26 protein-coding genes, 1 tRNA gene and 1 riboswitch are annotated in these 26166 nt (G+C 64.3%); of the genes, 21 read left to right on the top strand and 6 right to left on the bottom strand.

The window, feature by feature from the left end:
- The first annotated feature begins 65 nt into the window (after nt 1-65).
- The 5 genes from NLM32_RS45815 to NLM32_RS14275 all read left to right on the top strand — a co-directional run bounded on the left by NLM32_RS45815 (nt 66) and on the right by NLM32_RS14275 (nt 4808).
- Nucleotides 66-488, top strand: coding sequence for a transposase (locus NLM32_RS45815; RefSeq protein ID WP_256568227.1), 423 nt, complete (start codon nt 66-68; stop codon nt 486-488).
- On the top strand, nt 485-841 hold the full coding sequence (tnpB, locus tag NLM32_RS14290; RefSeq protein ID WP_254128701.1) for an IS66 family insertion sequence element accessory protein TnpB: 357 nt from the start codon (nt 485-487) through the stop codon (nt 839-841). Before NLM32_RS45815 ends, tnpB begins: the two co-directional genes overlap by 4 nt.
- 50 nt (nt 842-891) lie before the next feature.
- Nucleotides 892-2442, top strand: coding sequence for an IS66 family transposase (locus NLM32_RS14285; protein WP_254128702.1), 1551 nt, complete (start codon nt 892-894; stop codon nt 2440-2442).
- Between the two features lie 41 nt (nt 2443-2483).
- Nucleotides 2484-3083 (top strand): UPF0149 family protein, encoded by a 600-nt coding sequence (locus NLM32_RS14280; RefSeq protein ID WP_254128703.1) that lies wholly within the window; start codon nt 2484-2486, stop codon nt 3081-3083.
- A 399-nt stretch (nt 3084-3482) separates the two neighbouring features.
- A complete protein-coding gene (locus NLM32_RS14275; protein WP_254129604.1) occupies nt 3483-4808 on the top strand; it encodes a hypothetical protein in 1326 nt (441 codons plus the stop codon).
- A 287-nt stretch (nt 4809-5095) separates the two neighbouring features.
- Here NLM32_RS14275 and NLM32_RS14270 read toward each other — a convergent pair.
- A tRNA-Gln gene (locus NLM32_RS14270) sits at nt 5096-5170 on the bottom strand.
- A 241-nt stretch (nt 5171-5411) separates the two neighbouring features.
- On the opposite strand from NLM32_RS14270, the gene NLM32_RS14265 reads away from it, so the two are divergent.
- On the top strand, nt 5412-7190 hold the full coding sequence (locus tag NLM32_RS14265; RefSeq protein WP_254129603.1) for an acyl-CoA dehydrogenase: 1779 nt from the start codon (nt 5412-5414) through the stop codon (nt 7188-7190).
- Nucleotides 7191-7217: 27 nt separating this feature from the next.
- On the opposite strand, the gene NLM32_RS14260 is transcribed toward NLM32_RS14265, so the two are convergent.
- Nucleotides 7218-8477 carry an MFS transporter gene (locus tag NLM32_RS14260; protein ID WP_254129602.1) on the bottom strand — a complete coding sequence of 420 codons (1260 nt, stop codon included), beginning with the start codon at nt 8475-8477 and terminating at the stop codon, nt 7218-7220.
- Nucleotides 8478-8775: 298 nt separating this feature from the next.
- On the opposite strand from NLM32_RS14260, the gene NLM32_RS14255 reads away from it, so the two are divergent.
- From NLM32_RS14255 to NLM32_RS14220, 8 genes are all read left to right on the top strand, one after another.
- Nucleotides 8776-9534, top strand: a complete 759-nt coding sequence (locus NLM32_RS14255; protein ID WP_254135302.1) for an enoyl-CoA hydratase-related protein — start codon at nt 8776-8778, stop codon at nt 9532-9534.
- A 62-nt stretch (nt 9535-9596) separates the two neighbouring features.
- Nucleotides 9597-11252: a bifunctional UDP-sugar hydrolase/5'-nucleotidase gene (locus NLM32_RS14250; RefSeq protein WP_254129601.1), complete on the top strand. Its 1656-nt coding sequence runs from the start codon at nt 9597-9599 to the stop codon at nt 11250-11252.
- Nucleotides 11253-11387: 135 nt separating this feature from the next.
- Nucleotides 11388-12317: a histone deacetylase family protein gene (locus NLM32_RS14245; RefSeq protein WP_254129600.1), complete on the top strand. Its 930-nt coding sequence runs from the start codon at nt 11388-11390 to the stop codon at nt 12315-12317.
- A gap of 74 nt (nt 12318-12391) precedes the next feature.
- Complete coding sequence (locus NLM32_RS14240) at nt 12392-12643, top strand: exodeoxyribonuclease VII small subunit (protein WP_254129599.1); 252 nt, start codon at nt 12392-12394, stop codon at nt 12641-12643.
- Between the two features lie 596 nt (nt 12644-13239).
- Nucleotides 13240-15168, top strand: coding sequence for a 1-deoxy-D-xylulose-5-phosphate synthase (gene dxs / locus NLM32_RS14235; RefSeq protein ID WP_254129598.1), 1929 nt, complete (start codon nt 13240-13242; stop codon nt 15166-15168).
- A 38-nt stretch (nt 15169-15206) separates the two neighbouring features.
- Nucleotides 15207-15761, top strand: a complete 555-nt coding sequence (locus NLM32_RS14230; protein ID WP_254129597.1) for a nucleoside 2-deoxyribosyltransferase — start codon at nt 15207-15209, stop codon at nt 15759-15761.
- Between the two features lie 27 nt (nt 15762-15788).
- Nucleotides 15789-16523, top strand: a complete 735-nt coding sequence (locus NLM32_RS14225; RefSeq protein WP_254129596.1) for a TlyA family RNA methyltransferase — start codon at nt 15789-15791, stop codon at nt 16521-16523.
- Entirely contained in the window at nt 16516-17760 is a 1245-nt protein-coding gene (locus NLM32_RS14220; protein ID WP_254129595.1) for a methyltransferase, read from the top strand. Before NLM32_RS14225 ends, NLM32_RS14220 begins: the two co-directional genes overlap by 8 nt.
- 4 nt (nt 17761-17764) lie before the next feature.
- Here NLM32_RS14220 and NLM32_RS14215 read toward each other — a convergent pair whose 3' ends face one another.
- Nucleotides 17765-18352 (bottom strand): hypothetical protein, encoded by a 588-nt coding sequence (locus NLM32_RS14215; protein ID WP_254129594.1) that lies wholly within the window; start codon nt 18350-18352, stop codon nt 17765-17767.
- A 253-nt stretch (nt 18353-18605) separates the two neighbouring features.
- Between NLM32_RS14215 and NLM32_RS14210 the strand changes: the two genes are divergently transcribed.
- Entirely contained in the window at nt 18606-19664 is a 1059-nt protein-coding gene (locus tag NLM32_RS14210; RefSeq protein WP_254129593.1) for a methyltransferase domain-containing protein, read from the top strand.
- Nucleotides 19665-19692: 28 nt separating this feature from the next.
- On the opposite strand, the gene NLM32_RS14205 is transcribed toward NLM32_RS14210, so the two are convergent.
- Nucleotides 19693-20076, bottom strand: a complete 384-nt coding sequence (locus NLM32_RS14205) for a glyoxalase superfamily protein (protein WP_254129592.1) — start codon at nt 20074-20076, stop codon at nt 19693-19695.
- 129 nt (nt 20077-20205) lie between these two features.
- Between NLM32_RS14205 and NLM32_RS14200 the strand changes: the two genes are divergently transcribed.
- Nucleotides 20206-20853, top strand: coding sequence for a carboxymuconolactone decarboxylase family protein (locus tag NLM32_RS14200; protein ID WP_254129591.1), 648 nt, complete (start codon nt 20206-20208; stop codon nt 20851-20853).
- Between the two features lie 16 nt (nt 20854-20869).
- A complete protein-coding gene (locus NLM32_RS14195) occupies nt 20870-21715 on the top strand; it encodes a nucleotidyltransferase domain-containing protein (RefSeq protein ID WP_254129590.1) in 846 nt (281 codons plus the stop codon).
- A gap of 4 nt (nt 21716-21719) precedes the next feature.
- Here NLM32_RS14195 and NLM32_RS14190 read toward each other — a convergent pair whose 3' ends face one another.
- Together NLM32_RS14190 and NLM32_RS14185 are read right to left on the bottom strand one after the other, a co-directional pair.
- A complete protein-coding gene (locus NLM32_RS14190; RefSeq protein WP_254129589.1) occupies nt 21720-22355 on the bottom strand; it encodes a hypothetical protein in 636 nt (211 codons plus the stop codon).
- Nucleotides 22356-22481: 126 nt separating this feature from the next.
- Nucleotides 22482-23360, bottom strand: coding sequence for a DUF1194 domain-containing protein (locus NLM32_RS14185; protein ID WP_254129588.1), 879 nt, complete (start codon nt 23358-23360; stop codon nt 22482-22484).
- Nucleotides 23361-23581: 221 nt separating this feature from the next.
- Nucleotides 23582-23660: riboswitch (Fluoride riboswitch) on the top strand.
- A gap of 87 nt (nt 23661-23747) precedes the next feature.
- Between NLM32_RS14185 and NLM32_RS14180 the strand changes: the two genes are divergently transcribed.
- Genes NLM32_RS14180 through NLM32_RS14165 form a run of 4 tightly spaced genes read left to right on the top strand, consistent with a single transcriptional unit; the run spans nt 23748 to nt 26141 of the window.
- On the top strand, nt 23748-24959 hold the full coding sequence (locus NLM32_RS14180) for an MFS transporter (protein ID WP_254129587.1): 1212 nt from the start codon (nt 23748-23750) through the stop codon (nt 24957-24959).
- A 16-nt stretch (nt 24960-24975) separates the two neighbouring features.
- Nucleotides 24976-25365: a fluoride efflux transporter CrcB gene (crcB, locus tag NLM32_RS14175; RefSeq protein WP_375143556.1), complete on the top strand. Its 390-nt coding sequence runs from the start codon at nt 24976-24978 to the stop codon at nt 25363-25365.
- 6 nt (nt 25366-25371) lie between these two features.
- Nucleotides 25372-25797 carry a fluoride efflux transporter CrcB gene (gene crcB, locus NLM32_RS14170; RefSeq protein ID WP_254129586.1) on the top strand — a complete coding sequence of 142 codons (426 nt, stop codon included), beginning with the start codon at nt 25372-25374 and terminating at the stop codon, nt 25795-25797.
- 2 nt (nt 25798-25799) lie between these two features.
- The gene (locus NLM32_RS14165) at nt 25800-26141 is read left to right on the top strand and encodes a DUF190 domain-containing protein (protein WP_254129585.1); all 342 of its coding nucleotides are present in this window, start codon (nt 25800-25802) and stop codon (nt 26139-26141) included.
- The last annotated feature ends 25 nt before the right edge of the window (nt 26142-26166 follow it).

Below are 26166 nucleotides of genomic sequence, written 5' to 3'. Positions count from 1 at the left end.
GGTATACGACGACTGGATGAGCGAGACTCGCGCGTGGACAGGCAACGCGAGGGACACTCATTTCAATGGATCAAGCCAGGCATCAAGACAGGAATGGAGCCGACTCCTATCAGCGGATCGAAGTGATCACAGGGGAGAGGCGACGACGCAGTTGGAGCGACGCCGAGAAGGCGCGGATCGTGGCCGAGAGCGCGGATCCGGAGACGAGCATTTCCGAGGTGGCGCGGCGCAACGGGGTCAACCGGGGACTGCTCGGTGTGTGGCGGCGCCACGCGCGGCTCGTGTCGAGTGAAGCGCCGCAGTTCGTACAGGTCAGGCTCGACGAGGCCGTCGGGGCTCGGCCGAATGCGGTCGGCAAGCCTCGCGTCCTGGCGGGTCCGGTCGAACGGATCGAGGTGATGATCGCGGGCGCGACGGTGCGCGTGCCCACCGGCGTCGACGCCGCGACGCTGGAGCGCGTGCTGGCGGCGGTGAGGTCGACGCGATGATCTCGTTCGGTCCAATGGTCCGTGTGTTCGTCGCGACGCAGCCGATTGACTTTCGCAAAGGAGTTCATGGCCTGGTCGCGCTGGTGGCGGAGGGATTGGGCGGTCAGCCCTACAGCGGCGACGTGTATGTCTTCCGATCGAAGCGATCGGATCGTTTGAAGCTTCTCGTTTTTGACGGCTCTGGAATAGTTCTGGCGACGAAGTGGCTCGAGAGTGGGGGCTTCGCCTGGCCAACTGTTCGCGAGGGGACGATGCTGGTGACGGGAGCGCAACTGGCGATGCTGATCGAAGGTCTTTCCGAGTGGTCGCGTGTGGTCCCGAAGATGACGAAGCGGCCGACGAAAGTCGCCTGAATCGTCTTGTTTTGCTGGCGATTGCGAGTGTATTCGTGTAGCTCTGCGATATGGCGCTTCGCCCTGAAGATCTCCCCTCTGACCCTGCGGCTCTCGCCGAGATGGTGCTGGCTTTCGAAGGCGAGAACGACGATCTGCGCGCAGAGATCGCCACGTTGAAGAGCCTGATCTTCGGCGCGCGATCGGAGCGCTCGGCAATCGTCTGCGCTGAACAGATCGCGCTCGATCTGGAACGGACCGCGGGCGCGCAGCCTCCGGCCAATGACGACAAACCGGACGCGCCGAGACCGAAGCGGCGCAAAGCGAGGCGCAACATCGGCGCGCTGCCGGCGCATCTGCCCCGGGTCGAGCGGGTGATCGAGCCGGCGTCCACGCTGTGCCCGTGCTGCACGGGTCAGATGCATCGGATCGGCGAGGAGAGCAGCGAAGCGCTCGATCGGGTTCCTGCGTGGCTGCGTGTGCTGCGCACGATCCGTCCCAAATACGCCTGCCGCGCCTGTGAGGGCCCGATCGTCCAGGCGCCGGCACCGGCGCGGCTCGTCGAAGGCGGCATGGCGACGACGGCGCTGATCGCGCATATCGCCGCGGCCAAATATGCCTGGCAATCGACGCTCTACCGCCAGACGCAGATCCTGGCGGGCCAAGGTGTCGTCGTCGACCGTCAGACGCTGGCGCGCTGGATGGGAAGTGCGGCATGGCTGGTAAGAAGCCTCTACGATCTGCAACTGAAGACCATGCACGGCTTCGAGCGGTTGTTCTGCGATGAGACGCCGATGCCGGTGCTCGACCCGGGACGCGGCCGCACGAGGATCTGCCAGTTCTGGGCGCATGCGACGGACGATCGGGCGTGGAAGGGGCCGGCACCGCCGGCGGTCGCCTACGTGTTCGCGGGCGGTCGCGGCAAGAAGGAGATCGTGGCGCAGTTGGCCGGCTTCGAAGGCGTGCTGCAAGTCGACGGCTATGCCGCCTACGTCTCGCTGGCGGGCGATGCGAAGATGCCGGGCAAGATCCAGCTGGCATATTGTCTCGTTCACGCGCGCCGTAACTTCGTGAGGGTGCACAAGACGACGAACTCTCCCTTCGCCGCGGAGGTCATCGAGCGCATCGCAGCCGTCTACGCGATCGAGGAGAGGATCCGCGGTCTCGACGCCGGGGAACGCCGCGCGACGCGACAGGCCGAGACGAAGCCGCTGATGGAGGCGTTGAAGGCCCGTCTGATCGCGGTGAAAGACGGAATCTCCCGCCGCTCGACGCTCATCAAGGCGATTGATTACATGCTCGAACGCTGGCAGGGCCTGACGGCATTCCTGGACGACGGGCGGCTCGAGCCGGACACCAACACAGTCGAACGATCAATCAGACCGATTGCCATCGGAAAAAAGAACTCGTTGTTCAGTGGTGACGAAGGAGGAGGCGAGACTTGGTCGATACTTTCTTCGCTTCTTAACACGGCAAAATTGAATGGCCTCGACCCCGAGGCCTATCTCGTCGACGTTCTCGAGCGCATGGTGAGCGGCACCACGAAGGCCAACCAGCTGCACGAACTTCTGGCCTGGAACTGGAAGGCCGCACGCGAAGCCGAAAAGCGGGCCGCAGCATGACAAAGCCGAAGCAACGGCGAGGAAAACGGGCCAAGACGACGATGGCGGACTATGCCATGTCGTTCGAACAGCTCGGGCAATGGATAAGCGAGCGCGCCAGGGCGCCGGCGCTTCGGCATCCGCGGGCGACATCGCTCTCCATGCTCGACGGCGCAGTGGCCGCGGTCGTCGCCGGGCCGGTCTCAATGGCGTCCGAGGAATGGGTATGCCCGCTCCTTGGCGTAGATCCCGACGCCTTCAATCACGATACCGAGGAGTTCTCGGCGATCGCCGCCACGCTGATGCGCCACAACGCGATCAGCGAGACGCTGTCGACGAGACCGGAGAGCTTCGAGCCGCTGTTCGTGCGATCGCCGGACGGCGAAGTCGACCCGCGGCCCTGGTGCATGGGCTTCTACGCCGTCATGAAGCTTCGGCTTCTCGTCTGGTGGCGCCTTCTCTCTCCGAACGGCACTGAACACCTTATGCTGCGGCCGATCCTGATCCATTGCATCGATGACGCCGGTCGGCCCTTGCTACCCCCGGCCCGGCACACGCTGGGAACGCTGCCCGTCGCTCAAAACGCCTGGCGTGACATTCCAGTAGCCGTTGAGGCCCTGCGGCAGTTCTGGATGCCTATGCGCTTCAAGCGTGGCGCGTAGGCCGTCCACGCCAAATCCGTGGTCTGCTCGTACCGCTAACCGATCTTCTACCTTCCCGCGCGATCTCGCTGCTGTCGCGGTTTCAAGTGTCCGCGGCCTTCTGCATGATGCCCGGCACACCACACTGCTGAAGCCGCCTCCACAACTCGCGCTTAGACCGATCGCAATGCCACGTTCTGCCGTAGTTCCCGCAGGCTCTTGGCCGCGTCGTATGCCAGCCGCAATCGCAGCCGGGTATTGCGGCGAAACAACTGTAGAAGCCTTTCTCAAACGAGTCGGTAAGGAGTATCCTCGACCACGTGTGAAAGAAGGAAGGCGTCAGCTGTGGTTGAAGGACGATCTGGACCGGGCTATCGCGCCGGACATGGTGCCGGGCGACCTCGCCGAGGATTTGTGACCTTGGAGCGGCCGCTTCCACGCTTTGTGGAGGTGCGTCGGCTTGCCCGCGGTTCGGTCGCGTTCTATTTCCGGATTCCCACCCATTACCGCAAGCTCGGCTGCGAGATGGCGAATGAGCCACTTGGAACGAGCTACGAAGTCGCATGTGGTGAAGAGGGAAAAGGCGGACGCGCTGCCACGCTCAATGCCCTCTTTGATGAATGGAACAATCACCGCAGGGGGGAGCCCGGCGAACAGGCAAAGATCGCGCGCTATGGCACGATCGATTGGCTATTCCGGCAATACAAGACGGAGAAGGCCTATTCCGAGAAAGTCTCACCTCGGTCCCGCCCCGATTACGAACGGATCATGCAAATGATCTGCGACACGGTCGACAAGAACGGACGGCGGATTGGTGAACGGCAGATCATGGAGGTTACGCCACGAGCTGCCGATAAGATCTACGACAAAATCATCAACGGGCCGAACGGCATCAGGCTGCGGCAGGGAGAAAAGGTCGTCGGCCTCTGCCGAAAGGCGTGGCGGATCATGCGTCGTCTACACCCGGAGTTGTTCGACAAGAAGCATCCGAACCCCTGGGACGATTTCACCCTCAAGAGCCGCACCAAGACCAAGAAGCACGCGGTGACTCGAGAAGAGGTTTATAAATTTGCATGGGGCTGCATCAAAGAAGGGCGGCCTGAACCCGCAGCCGTCGCCGTGATATGCTTTGAATGGTTGCAGCGGCCGGAGAACGTGGTGGCCGGGTTTTTGACGTGGCCGGACTACCGCAGCAAGAACTGGCCAAACGCTGTACGCATCGAGCACCACAAGAATAAGGCGCTGGTCTGGCATCCGCTCGAAGAAACTCTCGATGGAGAGACCGTCAAGTTTTATGCCGAAGCGGAGGACGTTTTGAGTCATCTGCCAAAGCTTGGCGTCCCGATGATCATGCGTCGGATCCAAAAGGGTGAACGCAAGGGTGATGCCAAAGTGTGGTCCTACCCTGGCATGGAAAAAGTAGTGCAGCAGATGCGCAAGAAGATCGACGGCGTGTCAAAGCTGTTCACGCTTGATTCCTGTCGACACGGCGGCATGACCGAACTCGAGGAAGCGGAGCTGACAGACGGCCAGGGTCGTGCGCTCTCGGGCCACAAGACCGCACAGGCCTATCGCGGCTATGCCAAGGAGACGATGATGCGAGCGTTGGCTGCGACCCGTAAGCGGCATGCACATCTCTTGGCACAGAAGGAGCTCGATCAGCAGAATGCTGATGGAGCAGCATCACCTCGAGACGAAGCGCAGACCTCCCCAATTTCGAAGACTGGCGTTCGATCTCAAGGATAGACTTCGCGCTCCGTTGAACGCCGCACGGGGCAGCGGGGTTTTGCAATTGTTGATCGCGCGCGCGACGTCGACGGTGGGAAGTCTTCAACGGGCAGACGCCGTTCATCCGCTCAATTCGTATTTCGATAAGTTGAGCGACGTTCAACGCGCGACGACTTTCATCTGCCGCCGATTAAAAACGAAACCAGCACAGAATTTCCAAATGCGAGGCAAACGGAATTTCCAAACGCGCTGGAAATTCTGCTTTGAGCAGGACCATTTTCGCAACAAAATCAGGGCATTGGCGCTGGCTGGGGCGGGAGGGATCGAACCTCCGAATGGCGGAATCAAAATCCGCTGCCTTACCGCTTGGCTACGCCCCATCAGGCGACAAGGGGAACGGCGGAAGAACCGGCAACCGCAGATTCCCTCTGGTCGCAGCCGGTCTATAGGGAGCGGCGCAGCATTTCAACCGCCTGGAGGGGCAAAATACCGCGGGCCCGGGGCCGGCCCGGCCACACTCTATTATAGGCTCGATCCCCGCCCGGCCCCGGCCCTCCCGCCCATTGAGACCTCCGGCGTTTCATGGGAATACGGCGCCAAACCTGTCCACGGGAGTGAGCCATGACCTACCGCGCGCCGATTTCTGACATGCTGCTGTCGCTCAACCATGGCGCCGGCCTCAAGGCCGCCGTGGACGCCGGCCATTACGGCGATTTCGACGGCGACATCGTGTCGGCGGTGCTGGAGGAAGCCGGCAAGTTCGCGACCGACGTGCTGGCGCCGCTCAACAAGGTCGGCGACGAGCACGGCATCAAGCTCGACGACGGCAAGGTCACGACCGCGCCGGGCTGGCCGGATGCCTACAAGCGCTGGACCGACGGCGGCTGGAACGCGGTGTCCGGGCCGGAAGATTTCGGCGGCCAGGGCCTGCCGATGGCGATCAACGCCGCCTGCACCGAAATCTGGAGCGCCTCCAACGTCGCCTTCGGCCTCTGCCCGCTGCTGACGGCGTCTGCAATCGAGGCGCTCGATGCGCATGGCAGCGACGAGCTGAAATCGATCTATCTCGAAAAGCTCGTCACCGGCGAATGGACCGGCACCATGCAGCTCACGGAAGCGCAGGCCGGCTCCGACGTCGGTGCGCTGCGCACCCGCGCCGACAGGCAGGCCGACGGCACCTATCGCATCAAGGGGACGAAGATCTTCATCACCTATGGCGAGCATGACATGACCGACAACATCGTGCATTTCGTGCTGGCGCGCCTGCCGGACGCGCCCGCCGGCACCAAGGGGATCTCGCTCTTTCTTGTTCCCAAGTTCATGATCAATGCCGACGGCTCGCTCGGTGCGCGCAACGACATCTTCGCTTCCGGCGTCGAGCACAAGCTCGGCATGCACGCCTCGCCGACCTGCACCATGACCATGGGCGACCATGGCGGCGCGATCGGTTTCCTGATCGGCGAAGAGAACCAGGGCATGCGCTGCATGTTCACGATGATGAACCAGGCCCGTCTCGGCGTCGGCCTGGAGGGTGTCGGCGTCGCCGATCGCGCCTATCAGCAGGCGCTGGCCTATGCGCAGGAGCGCAAGCAGGGCCGCGCCGTCGGCAAGAAGGGCGACGGGTCGGATGCGATCTTCGTGCATCCCGACGTCAAGCGAATGCTGATGCGGATGCGGGCGCAGACCGCGGCCGCGCGCACCATCTGCTATGCGACCGCGGTCGCGCTCGACGTGTCCCTGCGCGCCAAGGATCCGAAGGTGCGCGCCGATGCTGCTGCGCGCGCCGCGCTGCTGACGCCGATGGCAAAGGGCTATTCCACCGATATCGGCAACGAGGTCGCCTATCTCGGCGTGCAGGTCCATGGCGGCATGGGCTTCATCGAGGAGACCGGCGCCGCGCAGCATTATCGCGATGCCCGCATCACCGCGATCTACGAGGGCACCAACGGCATCCAGGCGATCGACCTCGTCACCCGCAAGCTTGCGGCCAATGGCGGCGCGGCGGTGTGGGCGCTGCTCGACGAGCTCTCCGCCACCGTGAAGCAGGTCGAAGCTTCCAACGATCCTGCCTTCGGCACCACGGGCGTGAAACTGCGCGAGGCGCTGGAGGCGCTGACGCGCACGAGCAAGTGGCTGCTGGAGCGCGTCACTTCTGCGCCGAACGAGGCGCTCGCCGGCGCGACGCCGTATCTGCAGCAGTTCGGCGCGACGCTCGGCGGCTGCATGCTGGCCTCCGAGGCGCTCGCCGCCAAGGCCGACGGCAACACGGAAGCCGCGCGTTACGTTTCGCTCGCACGCTTCTTCGCCGAAAACATCACGGTGCAGGCGCCCGCGCTCGAGCGCATCGTAACGGAGAGCGCGGAGTCGGTCGCCGCGGCGGATGCAGTGTTGCTGGGGTAACCTGAAAGCGTGGACACGTCGGGTGGATTATCCCACCTTACGATCCTGCTCGGGCGATAGATCGCGCGTGACGGCTGCCCGTCTTCCCGGCCGCCACAGCACGATGCCGGCCGCAATGACATCGAGCACCACGCACATCGCGAACGCCATGGTGTAATCGCCGCTCACGCTGCGCACGAGGCCGACAATGCCGGGGCCGAAGGCGCTGACGATGCCGCTGATCGACGTCCCCAACCCCATCGCGGCTGCGAAAGCCGTGCTGCCGATCTCGCGCTGGATGATCAAAGGCGGAAACGTGATCATGTTGCCGATCGAGAAGCCATAGACGGCGCAACATATGAGCAGCACGGTCGGGCTCTGGCTTTGCAGCAGAACGAACAGCGCCGCCGCCTGGCTCGTCATCGACGCCGCGCAGGCAAGCCGCGGATCGAGCCGGTCGACGAACAGGCCGAGCGACAGCCGGCCGACCACCGCCATCGCGGCCATGATGGTGACCGCCAGGCCGGCACTGGCGCGGCCGATCAGCGGCTCGAGAAACGTCACCTGATGGATGATGAATCCCATTTGCGCGAGCAGCGCGATCGCGATCGGCAGGACCATGGTCCAGAATGACGCGTTGGCGAGCAGATCCTTGCGCGAATGACCCGCGGCCTTGGCCCCGGATATACCGGCTGCATTCGGTGCCGCATCGACCGGCCAGCCGGTGAAGACGACGACGACCGGCAGCACCAGCACCACCATCACGATGGTGGCCGCCAGCATGGCTGAGCGGAAGCCGATGCTGCTGCTGAGCGCCAGCAAGACCGGGACGAGGATGATGCCGCCGAAGGTCGCGCCGTTGAAGGCGAGGCTGAGCGCAAGCCCGCGGCGCCGCACGAACCACGCGTTCAGCACCGTTGCGATCACCACCGAGCCCATGCCGGTCCAGCCGACCGACATCAGCGCATAGGCAAGATAGAGCTGCCAGGGCGCCTGCATCAATGCCAGCAGCGCGGTCGATGCGCCAAGCGCGGCCAGCCCGCACAGGATCAACGCCCGCAGCCCGATGCGGGCAAGCAGATCGTCGGTGAAGATGACAAGGACGGAGGTCAGCAGGAACGAGAATGTGCTGGCCGTGGACACCAGCGTACCGGGCCAGCCATGCGCGCGCTGGAGCTCGGCGAGATAGACGCCCTGGCCATAGAGACCAAAGCCGAACATGAAGAAGGCCATCAGGAAGCAGGCCAGCACCACGCGCCAGCCGCGGTAGTGAACCGAGGATTCGTCAACGCCCGTTGCGGCAATCATCGATCAAGTGTCGGCCTCCTGAACGAGACGGCTGATCGTGCCGCACAACCACCGGTTTTTCAAATTAAACATTGTAGCCAATTGTTGCAATGCGCAAAACGCCGCAGCACATGGGAGGCAGCTTTCGCGCCTCGGTTCCCCCGTACGAATGCAATGTCGGACGGGTGTCATGCAACCGCCCACCGGCATCCCCACCGAATTGGTGAGCCGCAGGATTGGCACGCCGGCCGGATCATGTAGGCTGAGCTATGCTAAGACTCGCCGATGGCAGGCGCCGCGGCGGCCGCAGGGAGTGTTCATGCCGAACGGCAATATCGTCGTCACCGAAGAGCGTGGAACGCGCGTCATCACCCTGCGCCGCCCGAGCAAGAAGAACGCGATCACCCAGGACATGTATCGCGAGATGAGCCGCGCGATCGACACCGCGCAGAACAATCCCGATATCCGTTGCATGATCATCACCGGCGGCTCCGGCGTGTTCACGGCCGGCGATGACATCGACGATTTCATGCACGCGGATACTTCGCGTCCGGAAACCTTGTCGGACGGCGCCAAATTTCTCTATTCGCTCACCCTCAACGTCAAACCGATCATTGCCGCCGTGGACGGTGCCTCGATCGGCGTGGGGACGGTGATGCTGTTCCACTGCGACTATGTGCTCGCCTCCACCGCTGCGACATTCTCCGCGCCCTATATCCATCTCGGACTCGTGCCGGTCGGAGCCGCCAGCCTGTTGATGCCGCACACGATGGGATACCAGCGCGCCTTTGCAATGCTGGTGATGGGGCGCAGCTTCACCGCCGCGGAGGCCCATGCCGCCGGCTTCGTCAACACCGTGGTGTCGCCGGGACATACCGAGGTCGAGGCCCGCAAGGTGGCGCGCGAGATCTGCCGGCTGCCGGCCGAAGCGGTCGCGACCTCGCGCAAGCTGCTGCGTGCCCCGCCGGAAGAACTCACCCGCCGCATCGATCAGGAGGGCCATCTGTTCGGCGAGCGGCTGAAGTCCGACGAAGCGATCGCCGCGTTCAACGCGTTTGCGAACAGGAAGAAGCGGTAGGCCTCGGCGCGATCACGACAATGCTTCGTGAAATCTTCGCGCGGAACGACTACTCTGATTCCATGCGATACCAATCCGTCCTTGCTGCGCTCGCGCTCATCTTCGCCCTGCCCGCCGCGGCCCAGACCGCGGCGCCCGTCGAGCTGCGCATCCTCGCGATCAACGATTTCCACGGCAATCTCCGTCCGCCGCCGGGCGGCATCCGCATCAACGATCCCGAGGACAAGAGCAAGAAGGTGATGGTCGCCGCCGGCGGCGCCGAGTACATGGCGACGCTGGTGAAGCAATTGCGCGAGGGGCACAAGAACACCATCTTCGTCGCCGCCGGCGACCTGATCGGTGCGAGCCCGTTCCTGTCGGCGATGTTTCACGACGAACCGTCGGTCGAGGCGCTCTCGATGATGGGGCTTGCGATCACCTCGGTCGGCAATCACGAATTCGACGAGGGCAAGACCGAGCTGCTCAGGATGCAGAACGGCGGCTGCCATCCGGAAGATGGATGCCAGGGGCCGCATCCGTTCACCGGAGCAAAATTCCACTACCTCGCGGCTTCCACCATCGAGACCGCGACCGGCAAGAGCGTGTTGCCGCCTTACGAGATCAGGGAGTTCGAGGGCATCCCGGTCGCCTTTATCGGGCTGACCTTGAAGGAGACCGCCGGCATCGTCTCTCCGTCGGGCATTGCCGGGCTCGAATTTCGCGACGAGGCCGAGACGGTGAACGCGCTGGTGCCGCAACTGAAGGCGCGCGGCGTCGAGGCGATCGTGGTGCTGATCCACCAGGGCGGCGAACCTTCCGGCGACTACAACGAATGCCCGGCAATCACCGGGCCGATCGTCGACATCGTCAAGAAGTTCGACCGCGCCGTCGACGTCGTGGTCAGCGGCCACACCCATCGTGCCTATGTTTGCAACATCGACGGCAGGCTGGTCACCAGCGGCGACAAATACGGCACGCTGGTCACCGCGATCGACCTCAAGCTCGATCCGGCAACGCGCGACATCGTCAGCGCCAAGGCCGAGAACGTCATCGTCGCCAACGCGTCGCTGGCCAAGGATCCCGAGCAGACCGCGCTGATCGACGCCTATGACAAGCTCTCGGCGCCGATTGCCAACCGGCCGGCCGGATCGGTGACGCAGACGCTGTCGCGCGTCCCGAACGAGGCCGGTGAAAGCGCGCTCGGCGACGTCATTGCCGATGCACAGCTCGCCGCAACCAGGGACGCCAAGGATGGCAGCGCTGTCATCGCGCTCACCAATCCAGGCGGCATCCGCACCGACATCATTCCGAAAGAGAACGGCGCGGTCTCCTACGGCGAGCTGTTCGCGAGCCAGCCATTTCGCAACCGCCTCGTCACGATGACGCTCACGGGCAACCAGCTCAAGGACATGCTGGAGCAGCAATGGCTCGATCCGAAGCGGCCGCGGATCCTCCAGGTGTCGATCGGATTCAGCTACAGCTGGGATGCGTCAAAGCAGTTCGGCGAACGCGTGATGGCCGACAAAATGACGCTCAATGGCAAACCGATCGAGCCGGGTACCGGCTACCGCGTGACCGTCAACGATTACCTCGCCGTCGGCGGCGACGGGTTTACGGTCGCGAAACAGGGCGCTTCGCCGCAATATGGCGGCTATGACGCCGATGCGCTGTTTGCCTTTTTCAAGGCACATGGTCCGATCGGCCCGCTGCCGCCGACCCGCATCCTGCGCGTGAATTGATGCGGATGAAGCCGGCGCGGAACGGGACAACCCTTTGCCATTCGCGGTGGAACGCATAGATTGGGTTTTGCATTGCGTTTTGGCGCCGGATGCGCCAAGCGACGTCGAGAGTTCGTTCCCTGTGAGGCCGACCTGATGAGCACGCTCCTCCTTTCCCACAAGGCCTGCCTCGACCACGTCACGCCGCCGGGACACCCTGAAAGACCCGACCGCCTGCGCGCGGTGGAGGAGGCGCTGTCGGTCGAGCGCTTCCAGTTCCTGGCGCGCGACCTCGCGCCGGAGGGCGATCTCGATCTCGTCACGCTGTGCCACAACGAGCATTACGTCACCGAGCTGCGCCATATCGCGCCGACCAGCGGCCAGGTCTATATCGACGGCGACACCTCGATGTCCCCCGGCACGTGGGAAGCGGTGATGCGCGGCGTCGGCGGTGCGGTGGCTGCGACCGAAGCGGTGATGAACGGCGAGCACCGCAACGCCTTCGTCGCGGTGCGCCCGCCCGGCCATCACGCCGAGATCGGCAAGCCGATGGGCTTCTGCTTCTTCGACAATGTCGCGATCGCCGCGCGCCATGCGCAGCGCAAATACGGCATCAAGCGCGCGGCCATCGTCGATTTCGACGTTCACCACGGCAACGGCACCCAGGACATCTTCTGGTCGGACCCGACCGTGATGTACTGCTCGACGCATCAAATGCCGCTGTTTCCGGGCACCGGCGCCAAGGGCGAGCGCGGCGATCACGACACCATCGTCAATGCACCGCTCGCCTCGGAAGACGGCGGGCCCGAATTCCGCAGCGCGTTCGAGAATCTGATCCTGCCGCAACTCGAGAAATTCAGCCCTGAGCTGCTCATCATCTCCGCGGGGTTCGACGCGCATTACCGCGATCCGCTGGCTTCGCTGAATTTGCGCGCGGAGGACTATTCCTGGGTTACGCGCAAGCTGATGGACCTCGCCGACAAGTCCGCTGGCGGCCGCGTTGTTTCTGTGCTCGAAGGCGGCTACGACCTGCAAGGACTGAAAGAATCTGTTACGGCGCATGTCGGCGCCCTGATGGGCGCCTAGACGGACCCGCCACATTAAGCCCGCAAAACCCTGCTGTTTGAGATGGCAAGCGAATCGGGCAATCGGAAACGGATATGGCCGAAAATACCCAAGTCGACGTCTCCCGGCTCACCTTCGAGCGCGCGATCGAGGAACTCGAAACGATCGTGAAGCGGCTCGAGGACGGCAAGGTGCCGCTCGAGGAATCCGTCACGATCTACGAGCGCGGCGAAGCCCTGAAGCGCCGCTGCGAGGAACTGTTGCGCCAGGCCGAAGCTCGGGTCGACAAGATCACCACCGACGCCAGCGGCCAAGCGGTCGGAACCGCACCGCTCGACGTGCAGTAAAAGGGCGCTCTCTTTCCCAAAGCTGCCCGTCCCGAGCATCGGTCGCCTGCATTTTTTCAAGATCGCACGCCGCTATCTCTGCTCCCGGCAGCGAGCAGCCGGGCACCAAAATTGACGAGTTCCCGCGCTGACGCGTTTTCGCCCGGCGAATCCCGTGAAAATGGCTGTTCTTTCGCCCAGAATCCTGCCAAGGAACCGGGCAAGATTGGAACTTCCCCGCCGGCGCCGCGATTAACCAAATTGGCCCGCCGGTTGCACCTGCATACCCGTAAGCGGTCGGGCGGGTTGGCTTTGGCCGAAGCTTTGGTGTAAAGCTGCGCGGAGTGTGGCTTTTTGTTAGCTTTGACGTGGGGACCGATTTCCGACGACAAGAGCTTCAAATCGCTAATGAAATTGGCTGGGACGGACGAAGCCGATCTACGTGACAGGGATCACAGAGACTGAACCGGAGCGCACTTAAGCTCACCTAAGCTTGAAGACGGGGCCTTGCCCCATGCAGGTGGCTCCGACGGTTTGAGGACTCGCGCTGCGCCGACATTGTGCAAACCCATCGCGCACCGGAATGACCTTCCGGCGCTGACAAATTGGAAATCGCCGTGAACGCATATAGTAAAACGCCGCTTCTCGACACCATCCGGACGCCGGAAGACCTGCGCAAGCTCAAGGTCGAGCAGGTTCGCCAGGTCGCCGACGAGCTGCGTCAGGAGACCATCGATGCCGTCTCGGTGACCGGCGGTCACTTCGGCGCGGGTCTCGGTGTGGTCGAGCTCACCACCGCGATCCACTACGTCTTCGACACGCCGCGCGATCGGCTGATCTGGGACGTCGGCCACCAGGCCTATCCGCACAAGATCCTCACCGGTCGCCGCGACCGCATCCGCACCCTGCGCACCGGCGGCGGCCTCTCCGGCTTCACCAAGCGCAGCGAGAGCGATTACGATCCGTTCGGCGCCGCGCATTCCTCGACCTCGATCTCCGCCGGCCTCGGCATGGCCGTCGCGCGCGACCTCGCTGGTGGCAAGAACAACGTTATCGCAGTGATCGGTGACGGTGCGATGTCGGCAGGCATGGCCTACGAGGCCATGAACAATGCGGGCGCCATGAACTCGCGCCTGATCGTCATCCTCAACGACAATGACATGTCGATCGCGCCGCCGGTCGGCGCCATGAGCGCCTATCTGTCGCGCCTCTACTCCGGCAAGACCTATCGCACGCTGCGCGATGCGGCCAAGCAGATCAACAAGCGCCTGCCGAAGATCCTCGCCAACCGCGCCAACCGCGTCGAGGAATATTCCCGCGGCTTCATGATGGACGGCGGCACGCTGTTCGAAGAGCTCGGCTTCTATTACGTCGGCCCGATCGACGGCCATAACCTCGACCATCTGCTGCCCGTGCTGAAGAACGTGCGCGACATGGAGACCGGCCCGATCCTGGTCCACGTCGTGACGCAGAAGGGCAAGGGCTACGGCCCGGCGGAAGCGTCCGCCGACAAGTATCACGCCGTCGTCAAGTTCGACGTCGCGACCGGCACCCAGGCGAAAGCCAAGCCGAACGCGCCGGCCTACCAGAACGTGTTCGGCCAGAGCCTGGTCAAGGAAGCCCAGAAGGACGACAAGATCGTCGCCATCACCGCGGCGATGCCGTCGGGCACCGGCGTCGACATCTTCAACAAGGCGTTCCCCGACCGCACTTTCGACGTCGGTATCGCCGAGCAGCACGCGGTGACCTTCGCCGCCGGTCTTGCGACCGAAGGCTACAAGCCGTTCTGCGCGATCTACTCGACCTTCCTGCAGCGCGGCTACGACCAGATCGTCCATGACGTCGCGATCCAGAACCTGCCCGTGCGCTTCGCCATCGACCGCGCCGGCCTCGTCGGTGCCGACGGCGCGACGCATGCCGGCTCGTTCGACAACGCCTATCTCGGCTGTCTGCCGAACATGGTGATCATGGCGGCAGCCGACGAAGCCGAACTCGTGCACATGGTGGCGACCCAGGTCGCGATCGACGACCGTCCGAGCTCGCTGCGCTATCCGCGCGGCGAAGGCCGCGGCATCGAGATGCCCGACGTCGGCGTTCCCCTCGAGATCGGCAAGGGACGCATGATCCGCCAGGGCAACAAGATCGCCCTGCTCTCCTTCGGCACGCGTCTGGCCGAATGCGAGAAGGCGGCTGACGAACTCGCCGCCCATGGCCTCTCGACCTCGATCGCGGATGCGCGCTTCATGAAGCCGCTCGACACCGAGCTGGTGCTCAAGCTCGCCCGCGACCACGACGTTCTGATCACGGTGGAAGAAGGTTCGATCGGCGGCTTCGGCTCGCATGTCGCGCAGTTCCTGACCGATCAGGGTGTGCTCGACACCGGCATGCTCAAGTTCCGCACGATGGTCCTGCCCGACGTGTTCCAGGATCACGACACGCCGAACGCGATGTACGCCCGCGCCGGTCTCGACGCCAAGGGCATCGTCGCCAAGGTGTTCGAAGCGCTCGGCAAGGACGTCAAGACCGAGACGGTCAAGCTCGCCTGAGGGCGAGCTTCGACCTCACGCGAAGCGGCGCGGCGTTCATGAAAATCTATCTGGCAGGTCCCGACGTGTTCCTGCCGGATGCGGTTGAGATCGGCCGGCAGAAAGCCGCGATCTGCGCTGCCCACGGCCTCACCGGCCTTTATCCCCTCGACAACGCCATCGACCTCACCGCGCCTGATGCATCGCGGCAGATTTTCTGCGGCAACGAGGCCATGATGGACGGGGCCGACGCCATCATCGCCAATCTCACCCCGTTCCGCGGCGCCGGTGCCGATCCCGGCACCGTCTACGAGCTCGGCTACATGGCCGGGCGCCGCAAGTTCTGCCTGGCCTATTCCAACGATGGCGCCAGCTATGCCGACCGCGTCAGGCGCTTCACGGCGGTCACCTCCGAGGACGGGCGGCTGGTCGACGCACAGGGGCTGACGGTCGAGGATTTCGGCCTCGTCGACAATCTCATGATGATCCACGCGCTGGATCTGCACGGCTGCCCACTGGTGACGCCCGCAGAACCGCCGGCCGACGCCTGGCACGATCTCGCCGCGTTCGAGACTTGCGTCCGGATCGCAGCCGCGCGATTGATCGCATCATAGACGTTTCAATCGTCTCTCGGAGAGATCATGTCCCCTGCCCGCAAGCGTGCGGATGTTCTGCTGGTCGAGCGCGGCCTGTTCGAGAGCCGGGCGCGGGCGCGCGCGGCGATCGAGGCCGGCCTCGTCACGGCCGACGACAAGCAGGTCGCCAAACCCTCGGAGACGATCGCCGAGGACGCCGTGATCCAGGCCGAGCCGGCGCACCCCTATGTGTCGCGCGGTGGCGTCAAGCTCGCGGGCGCATTGGAGCGGTATCCGATCGACATCGAGGACCATGTCTGCCTCGACGTCGGCGCCTCCACCGGCGGCTTCACCGAAGTGCTGCTGGCGAATGGCGCGAGCCTGGTGTTCGCCATCGACGTCGGCACCAGCCAGCTGCACGCCTCGCTGCGCGATCATCCAAAGATCGTATCGATGGAGGCGACCGACATTCGCAGCTATGAGGGCAAGCGACTGCCGGCGCGGCCCGATGTCGTCGTGATCGACGTCAGTTTCATTTCGCTGAAGACCGTGCTGCCGGTGGCGCTGTCGCTGGCCGCCGCGCCGATGAGCCTGCTGGCGCTGATCAAGCCGCAGTTCGAAGCCGATCGGAAGCACAACAAGAAGGGCATCGTCCGCGACGCCGCGGTGCATCAGGAAATCTGCGACGACATCGCGACCTTTGCCGCGTCGCTCGGCTGCACCGACATCGCGGTGTTTCCCTCCTCGATCGCAGGCGGCGACGGCAACATCGAATTCTTCCTGGGCGCGCGCCGTGGTTGAACGCATCACGATCGATCATGTGGGCCATCGCGGCGATGGCGTCTCGCTCACGACCGGCGATGCGGTTTACGTGCCCTACACGCTTGGCGGCGAGAGCGTCGAGGTCGACCATGTCGCCGGTCATCCCGACCGCCGCAAGCTGCTCGCGGTCGACGTCGCAAGCCCCGAGCGCGTTGAGCCGTTCTGCCCACATTTCGGCATCTGCGGCGGCTGCGCCATCCAGCATTGGGCGGCCGAGCCCTATCACGCGTGGAAGCGCAACATCGTGGTCGAGACGCTGGCGCAGGCCGGCCTCGATTGCGAGGTGGCGCCGCTGGTCGATGCCCACGGCACCGGCCGAAGGCGCGTGACGCTGCACGGAAGGTTCGGCACGCATGACGTGCTCAAGGTCGGCTTCTCGGCCGCAAGCTCGCACGACGTGATCCCGATCCATCGCTGCCCGATCCTCGATCCTGCGCTCGACGGTGCGCTCGATGCCGCCTGGGCGCTCGCGGAGCCGCTGACGTCAAAAATGCCGGTGACGAAACCGCTCGATATCCAGGTGACCGCGACCGCCAATGGTCTCGATGTCGACGTGCGCGGCTCCGGGCCGCTGCCGACGCCTCTGGTCACGGCGCTATCGCGCGTCGCCGAGCAGCATGACCTGGCGCGGCTGACGCGGCATGGTGAGCTGGTGCTGCAACGCCTGCCGCCGACGATCAGGATGGGCCGTGCCGAGGTGACGCTGCCGCCGGGCTCGTTCCTGCAGGCAACGGTGGCGGGAGAAGAGACGCTCGCTGCACTCGTTGCCGAGCGCCTCGGCAAGGCGAAGGAGGTCCTCGATCTCTTCTGCGGCGTCGGCCCGTTCGCATTGCGGCTCGCCGAGAAGGCCCGCGTCACCGCTTACGACAATGACGCCGGCGCGATCGCCGCGCTCGCGAAGGCCGCGCGCACGCCGGGGCTGAAGCCGATCAAGGCCGAGCCGCGCGACCTGTTCCGCCGTCCGCTGGTGCCGCCGGAGTTGCGCGATATCGATGCCGTGGTGTTCGATCCGCCGCGCCAGGGCGCACAAGCGCAGGCGCTGAAACTCGCGGCGAGCAAGGTACCGGTCGTGATCGCGGTGTCCTGCAATGTCGCAACCTTCGCACGCGACGCGAGGCTGCTGATCGATGGCGGTTACAAGATCGACGCCGTGGTCCCGGTCGACCAGTTCCGCCACACCCCGCACGTGGAGCTGGTGGCGCGATTTACGCGATGAAGCCCTAGTGTCGTAGCTGACCGAGCGCCGGCGACTCGCCGGGCAGCATGTCCGACCTGATATCGCTATCCATGCGGCCCGAGCCTCGCTGGGAAAAACCGGCCCCGAACGACAGGCTGAGGTTCGACGTCGGTTTGAACTCGACACCGGCGAAGCCGCCATAGCCGGGCGCAGCGCCGGAGGTCAGCGGCGCAACCGAACTGCCGATGCCGTTGCCATATTTCAGCGTGTCGAAGCCGGCAAAGAACGTCACGGGCATGCCACCGGCGCTCTTCATGTTGTAGCCGAACTGCGTGCTGTCGTAAGACAGCGCGCTGAAATTACCGGCCGGACCCGGCTGGCTGAAACCGCTCAGACCGAGATTGCCGCTCTGGCTTCCGACAAAGAAACCGGGACGAAAGCCATAGCCGCTCGCATCGCCGGCATTGAAGGCCGGGAAATTACCGTAGCTGTCGGCGCTGTTGCCAAAGCCGAAAGCCCCGCCCGGAATCCAATATTGCAGGGGGGCGACCTGCGCATGAGCCGGTGCTCCACCGAAGCAGAGCACCGCGAAGAGAGTTGCGAGACCGCAGGAACGTACAAGGCTGGGCATTCAGGTAACCGTCAGAATGGTCACAAATTATACGCCGGGGCCCGCTCCAATACCAGCGATGCGATGCCGGTGACTGCGCCATCCGGTTCCCGGATCACCTCTTCCTGACGCTTTGAACCTCCTCCGTGGCGAATTGACCCATTGAGAGGACGCGCAAGTTCAGGCCGCGGGCTTGACCGCGAATGCCTGGCGCCGTCCCGCAGCGCGATTGCGCAGACCCTTGAAAATACGCAACCTTTGTAAGGAGGTCGTCATGGAGGTCAATGCCGACAGGTTGAATGCCTTTATGGGCAAGATGGTCACCGAGTTCGGCGCGGCGATGAATGCATCGCTGGTGCTGCTCGGAGACAAGCTCGGTCTCTACCGGACCCTCGCCGCCAAGGGGCCGATGAGTTCGTCCGAGCTCGCGAGCGCCACCGGAACGACGGAGCGCTATATCCGCGAATGGCTGTCGAGCCAGGCGGCATCCGGCTACATCGAATACGATTCCGCATCACGAAAGTTTTCGATGCTGCCGGAGCAGGCGATGGCGCTTGCCGACGAGGATAGTCCGGTTTTCCTCGGTGCATTCGGCAACGTCATCGCATCGGCGTTTCTCGACGAGCCGAAGGTCTCGGACGCATTCAAGTCCGGCAAGGGCGTCGGCTGGAACCGGCGCAGCGAGTGCCTGTTCTGCGGCACGGCCCGCTTCTTCCGCACCGGCTACATGCACCACCTCGTGCAGGAATGGCTGCCCGCGCTCGACGGCGTCGTGGACAAGCTGAAGCGCGGCGCCAAGGTCGCCGATGTCGGCTGCGGCCATGGCGTCTCGACACGCTTGATGGCCGAGGCCTTCCCGAAGTCACGCTTCTACGGCTTCGACTATCACGAGGGTTCGATCGAGGCCGCGCGCAAGGCGGCAGCCGAGGCGAAGCTCGGTGATCGCGTCAGCTTCGCGGTTCATTCGGCCAAGACCTATCCGGCCGAGGGCTATGATCTCGTCTGCTTCTTCGATTGCCTGCACGACATGGGCGATCCCGTCGGCGCGATCAGCCACGTGCGACAGACCATGGCGAAGGACGGCACCTGCATGCTGGTCGAACCGTTCGCGGGCGACCGCCTCGAGGACAATCTCAATCCGGTCGGGCGCGTCTATTACGCGGCGTCGACCATGATCTGCACCCCGGCCTCGCTCGATCAGGAGGTGGGCCTCGCACTCGGCGCGCAAGCCGGCGAAGCACGGCTGCGCAAGGTCGCCAGCGAAGGCGGCCTATCGCGCTTCCGCCGGGCCGCCGAGACGCCCTTCAACCTGATCCTGGAAGCACGGATCTGAGCCTGATCGCGACGGGCGCGGCCGGCCGTCAGGCCGCCGCGTCCGTGCCCATGCCAAATGTGACTTGATTGCCGTCGGCATCGACGACATCGAAATCGCGCATGCCGTAGTCGCGGTCCTCCGGCCGGTTGATGAGCCTCGCGCCGCGTCCGGACAGCTCGGTGTAGAGCCGGTCCACGTCGCGGACGAAGATGCAGAGGCCGCCCTGCCCGGGCAGTCGTTTCGTTGCCGCCGCCGCGAGCAGATGCAGGGCCACCTCGTCGCGGCACAGGCAAGCGTAAGACAAGGGCGAGCCATATTCGAAAGTGACCTGAAAGCCGAGTACATCACGGTAATAAGCGAGGCTCGCTTCGATGTCGGAGACGACGAAGACGGTCGCGGAGCCGACCATCATCGCGGTTTCGTCGGTCATGAGGTTCTCCCATCCTGCAAGCGATCTCCAGCACGCAGCCTAGCATGCGCAGCGGACATCTTGCACGGGTCGCGCCGCACCGTAAGCTGGCGATCGAACAAGGCGGCACAAGTCCGCCGGGATGGGAGGATGACGATGAAATATTCCGGCCTGGCGCTGGCCGCGCTGCTCGCTGTGACGATCCCGGGAGCGGCCCGCGCGGCCGAGCCGACCCGCTTCGTGCCGCTGAAGCCCGACGAGCTTTCGGCACCGCAGAAGGAATGGGCGGACGCGATCGCGGTGCCGCCGCGCAATGCCAAATTCACCAACCCACCCTATCGCGCCTACATCCGCAATCCCGTGCTCGCGCCGAAGCTCTCGGCGATGTCGGATTATCTGCGCTGGAATTCGTCGCTGCCGGCGCGCTTAAGCGAATTCGCCATCCTGATCACGGCGCGCCAGTGGACGGCGCAATATGAATGGTTCGCGCATTATCCGCTCGCGATGAAGGCCGGTCTCGATCCGCAGGTCGCCAAGGACCTCGCAAACGGCGTACGGCCGCAGGCGATGAAGGACGACGAGGCCGCGCTTTACGACCTCGCGACGGCGCTCTATCGCGACAGGAAGGTCTCCGACGACGTCTATCGCGCCGCGCAGCAGAAATTCGGCGAGCGCGGCATCATGGATATCATCGGCCTGATCGGCTATTACGATCTGGTCTCGATGACGCTGATCACGATGCAGGCGGAAGCCCCGAATGACAGCGTGCCGCCATTGCCACCGCTCGCGGCGAAATAGCTGAACCCGACCGCCGATGCCGCACGATCCGTTGCTCACGCGCCTGACGTCCGCCTTTGCCGAGGTGCCGGGCATCGCGGCCATCGTGCTCGGCGGCTCGCGTGCGCGAGGCAGCGCGCATCCGACGTCCGACTACGATATCGGCCTCTACTTCACGGCGGCCGCGCCGCTCGATACGGAACGGCTGCTGGCGGCCGCAAAAGCAGTCGCCGACAACCCCGCGGTCGCTTCGGTGACACCAATCGGTGAGTGGGGACCGTGGATCATCGGCGGTGCGTGGTTGTCGGTCGAAGGACACAAGGTCGATCTGCTCTACCGCAACGCCGATGCCGTCGAAGCCGTGATGGAAGCCTGCCATGCCGGGGCCGTCACCATGGACTATCAGCCCGGCCATCCGCACGGCTTCTGCTCGGCGATCTGGATGGGCGAGATTGCGTATTGCGAACCGATGCATGATCCGCAGGGCCTGATCGCCCGGCTGAAATCGATCGCGCAGCCTTATCCCGAAGCGTTGCGCGATGCTCTGATCCGGCGCTTTCGGTGGGAGGTGCTGTTCGGCATCGAGAACGCCGAGCTTGCCATCGCCCGCGACGATCAGACCCATGTCGCCGGATGCATCTACCGATCGCTCGCCTGCACTGCACAGGTCCTGTTCGCGCTGAACGCACGCTATCTCATCAACGAGAAGGGCGCGCTGCTCGAAGCCGCGCGCTTGCCGCTGACGATTCCGCATCTGGCCGAACGGGCAAACGAGGTCTGGCAATTGTTCGGCGACGGCGCGCTTGCGTCAGCCTGCCAGGTGTTGCGGGACATCGATCGGCAATTGCAGGTGCTGACACAGTCGAACGGGAAGCAGCGTTGAGCGACTACGCCGTCACGTCGACCGAGGATGAAGAATCCGCCGGGGGATATTTCGTCACCGGCACCATGAAGGACTTCATTCCGACCTGGTAGATGATCTTGCCGTTCTGCCCGTCATCCGTCGCGATCTGCGACTGCCCGAACATGATGACGTTCTTGTAGACGATGCCGGTGCCCTGGCGGGTGATGCCGTCGGTGGTGACGCTGACCTGGGCTTCGTTGCCGTTCACCGACAGCACGCGAAAACTCGCGCTCTTGCCGTTGTCGCTGGAATAGCCGCCCCAGCTTCCCATCAGGCGGCTGTCGGAGGCCGGCGGCGCCTGTTTCGCCAAGGTCGCAGTCTGCTTGCCGGCGCCGCCCGCGGAGAACAGGAGCACGAGGTTCTTGCCGTCCTTGGTGCCGACCGTGACCGAGCCGAAGGTGATGAGCGAACCGCTGATCTGGGCAAAACCACGCTCGGTGTGCCCGTTATGGGTGTACTCGACTTGCGCGCGGCTGCCTCTGATATTCACGACCTTGAAGCCGACGGGCTGATTGTTGCCCGCCCAATTGCCCTTCCATTCACCGAGCAGAGCGCTCTGGTGATACATCCGCTCATTGGCGGGCGAAATCTGGCTGGTGCTCTGCGTGACGATGGGCATGAATCTGCTCGGGAGCAGCGTCAGAAATATCCAGAAACAATTCGATTAGGACCATGCCACAGTTAACGAGCGGTTAATTTGGAATGCCTGATGCGATGAGGCAAACGGTCTCATCGGGATGGGCCCCTAGCGGCCCCAGCGATCCGACCAGATCTTCTCGCCGATCAGGCAGTTCACGCGCGGCTCCTTCTCCTTGTCCGCAACGCGCACGACAGGGCGCTCGGGCGTGCGTCCGGCAACTTCCATCAGCAGCTTGGTGCGGATGGCTTCCTTGAACTTGTCGCGATCCTTGATCGAGATGACGAAGGAGCCGGGACCACCGACAACGCAGTCTTCGTAATAGTAATCGAGATTGTCGATATCCATGGTCGAATAGGACGGCTCCTTGACCATGATCGGCAGGCCGTTGATGACGATGCCTTTCTCGAGCGCGGCGTCACGCGCGACGGTGACGGGGCCGCCATTGTTGTTGGGGCCGTCGCCGGAGATGTCGATGACGCGGCGAATGCCGTGATAGGGATCCTCGTCGAACAACGGCATCGCAAATCCGATCGCGCCGGAGATCGAGGTGCGTGAGGCACGCCGGATCGGCGTCTTCAAGATCTCGGCCGCGACCGCGTCCGCCGTCTCCGGTCCGTCGATGAGGCGCCACGGAATGATGATCTTCTGATCGGAGGATGCAGCCCATTCGAAATAGGTCACCGCGATCCTGCCGTTCGGCCCGGCCTTCAGCGCCTGCAGGAACTCCTTGGACTGGATCGCCTGCGCGTAGCCCTCGCGCTGGATCGCGAGCTCGTCCATGTCCATGGAGTAGGAGACGTCGACCGCGAGGATCAGCTCGACATCGACCGACTGTGCATCGCCGTCGGCCGCCTGCCGCTGATATCTTGAAGGTTCAAACTTCGGCGGTTCGAGTTTAGAACTTGGTGCCGCGATGCCCGCGACGTCCCCTCCGGCAAGTACGCCGGCCACCAGCACAGCCCCGATCGAGAACAGCAACCGCATCGCAGTCTCCCGTCGTATGACGCGATGGTGACATGCAAACGCCTTGCCGCAAAGCGCGAAGATCGCTTGTGCTTCACATTCAGGTTAGGGATTGCGAGTTAGTCTTTTAGTGTGTTGCGCGAAATCGCCGCCGTGTCGCCACGCTTGCGCCGCCACGCGATCGCGCCGCGGGACAGTGCGCCGCGCCTACTTGTTCCCCGTGATTTCCATGCTAGGCTGACCATACAGATGGGGATGGAGTCCCCCGATAACCGCCCGGCGGTCGAACGACCGTAGTGGGCTGATGACTCCTGCTGGAGGTGAGGCAATCAGCCTCTGCCTTTGGCGGGAGCATGGACAAACCCGCCAATGGCGGGTTTTTTGTTGCCTGAAACGAGGCCGAGGGACGTGACGACGACCGCACCGAATGCTGCGCGCACCAAGCTACCCAGGGGAATCTGGGTGCTCGGCTTCGTCTCGATGCTGATGGACGTCTCCTCCGAGATGATCCACGCGCTGCTGCCGGTCTATCTCGTCACCGTGCTCGGCGCCTCCACGCTCACCGTAGGCTTGATTGAGGGCATCGCGGAGGCGACCGCCTCGATCACGAAGATCTTCTCCGGCGCGCTGTCGGACTGGCTCGGCCGGCGCAAGCTGCTCGCCGCCCTCGGCTATGGCCTAGCCGCCCTGACCAAGCCGCTGTTCCCGCTCGCGCCCAGCGTCGGCTGGCTGGTGGCGGCGCGCTTCATCGACCGCGTCGGCAAGGGCATCCGCGGCGCGCCCCGCGATGCGTTGATCGCCGATATCTCGCCGGCGGGCCTGCGCGGCGCGAGCTTCGGCCTGCGACAGTCGCTCGACACGATCGGCGCCTTCGTCGGACCGCTCGCCGCGATCGGCCTGATGTGGTGGACGGCGGACCAATTTGCCGCGGTGTTCTGGGTCGCCGTGGTGCCGGCGTTCCTGTCCTTCGGCCTGATTGCGTTCGCGGTGAACGAGCCGGAGCCGGATGCCAGCCGGGAGCCCGCAAGAAATCCGCTCGACACCGCCGCCATGCGGCAGCTTGGGCCCGTGTATTGGCGCGTCGTCGCGGTCGGCGTCGCCTTCACGCTCGCCCGCTTCAGTGAGGCCTTCCTGATCCTGCGTGCGCAGAACATCGGCCTCAATGCGATGTGGGTGCCGGCGGTGCTGGTGCTCATGAACATCACCTACGCGCTCTCGGCCTATCCGGCCGGCGCGCTGTCGGACCGGATCAACCGGACCGCCCTGCTCGCGCTCGGCCTGGTTTTCCTCGCCGGCGCCGACCTCGCATTGGCGCTGCTGCCGAGTCTGCCCGGCCTCGCGCTCGGCGTCGTGCTGTGGGGTCTGCATATGGGATTGACGCAAGGCGTGCTCTCGGCCCTCGTCGCCGATACTGCACCGCCAAGCCTGCGCGGCACCGCCTTCGGCTATTTCAACCTGTTCACGGGCCTGGCGCTGCTGGCCGCGAGCGTGATCGCCGGCGCACTGTGGGACGTTTACGGCCCGGCCGGCACTTTCCTCGCAGGACTCGGCTTTGCGGTGGCCGCACTCGTGGGACTGCTCACCGTCGGCGACGGGCTGGCAACGGAGAAGACGCAATGACGGAGGACTGTTCATCGTGCTGAGCGGATTGATCGCTATCGTGGCCGGCAGTGTGCTGGGCGGCTGCGCCCGCTATTTCGTCTCCGGCGCCGTCGCGCGGCGGCTGGGCGAGACCTTTCCCTGGGGCACCATGACCATCAACGTCACCGGAGCCTTCCTGATCGGCATCTTCGGGGCGCTGGCAACCCATCCGGACTCGGTGTTCGCGACGCCCAATCCGTGGCTGTTCGCAGTGACCGGCTTCCTCGGCTGCTACACCACTGTGTCCTCGTTCAGCCTGCAGACGCTGACCCTGGCGCGCAACGGCGAGCCGGCGCACGCACTCGGCAATATCGTGTTCTCGGTCGGACTGTGCCTCGCGGCCGTGAGCTGCGGCTTTCTCCTCGCGGACAATTTTGGGAGCTAGCGGCAGATGAAGGCTTCCTCTGCTGACCGCTGGCGTACCGCGATCCTCTATGCCTGGGTCTCTGCCGGCAGCATCCTCGGCGGGCTGACACGCTATCTGGTCGGGCTCGCCCTCGACACCGGCCCCGGTTTTCCCTTCGCGACGCTGTTCATCAACGCGACGGGCTCGCTGATCATCGGCTTCTACGCGACGCTGACCGGGCCCGACGGCCGCGTGCTGGCGCGGCCGGAGCACCGGCAGTTCGTCATGACCGGTTTCTGCGGCGGCTACACCACCTTCTCGACCTTCAGCCTCGAGACCTTCCGACTGTTCCACGGCGGCATGAAATACACCGCCCTCGCCTATATCGCCGCCTCGGTCGTCTGCTGGCTGGTGTCGGTATGGGCGGGGCATATGATGGCGAGCCGCTACAACCGCTTGAAGAGGAGCTGACCATGCAAATCCCCAATCAGGCTGTTTCGCTCCGGATCTTCATCGGCGAGAACGACCATTACAACGGCAAGCCGCTCTATGAAGCCATCGTTCTGGCCGCGCGCGAGCGGCATCTCGCCGGCGCCACCGTGCTGCGCGGTCCCATGGGCTTCGGCAAGTCGAGCCGGCTGCACACCTCGAAGATCCTGCGGCTCTCGGAAGACCTGCCGCTCCTGATCGAGATCGTCGACAGCGAGGACAACATCAACGCATTCCTGCCCATCCTGGATGGCATGATGTCGAGCGGCCTCATCACCTTGGAGAAGGTACAGGTCCTGCAATATGGTACGAAGGCCGCGAGCTGATCGCTCCGGCCGGGAACCAAGGCCC

The sequence above is a fragment of the Bradyrhizobium sp. CCGUVB14 genome, from assembly GCF_024199935.1.
GTDB lineage: Bacteria > Pseudomonadota > Alphaproteobacteria > Rhizobiales > Xanthobacteraceae > Bradyrhizobium.
This window is presented reverse-complemented; position numbering and strand designations above follow the sequence as displayed.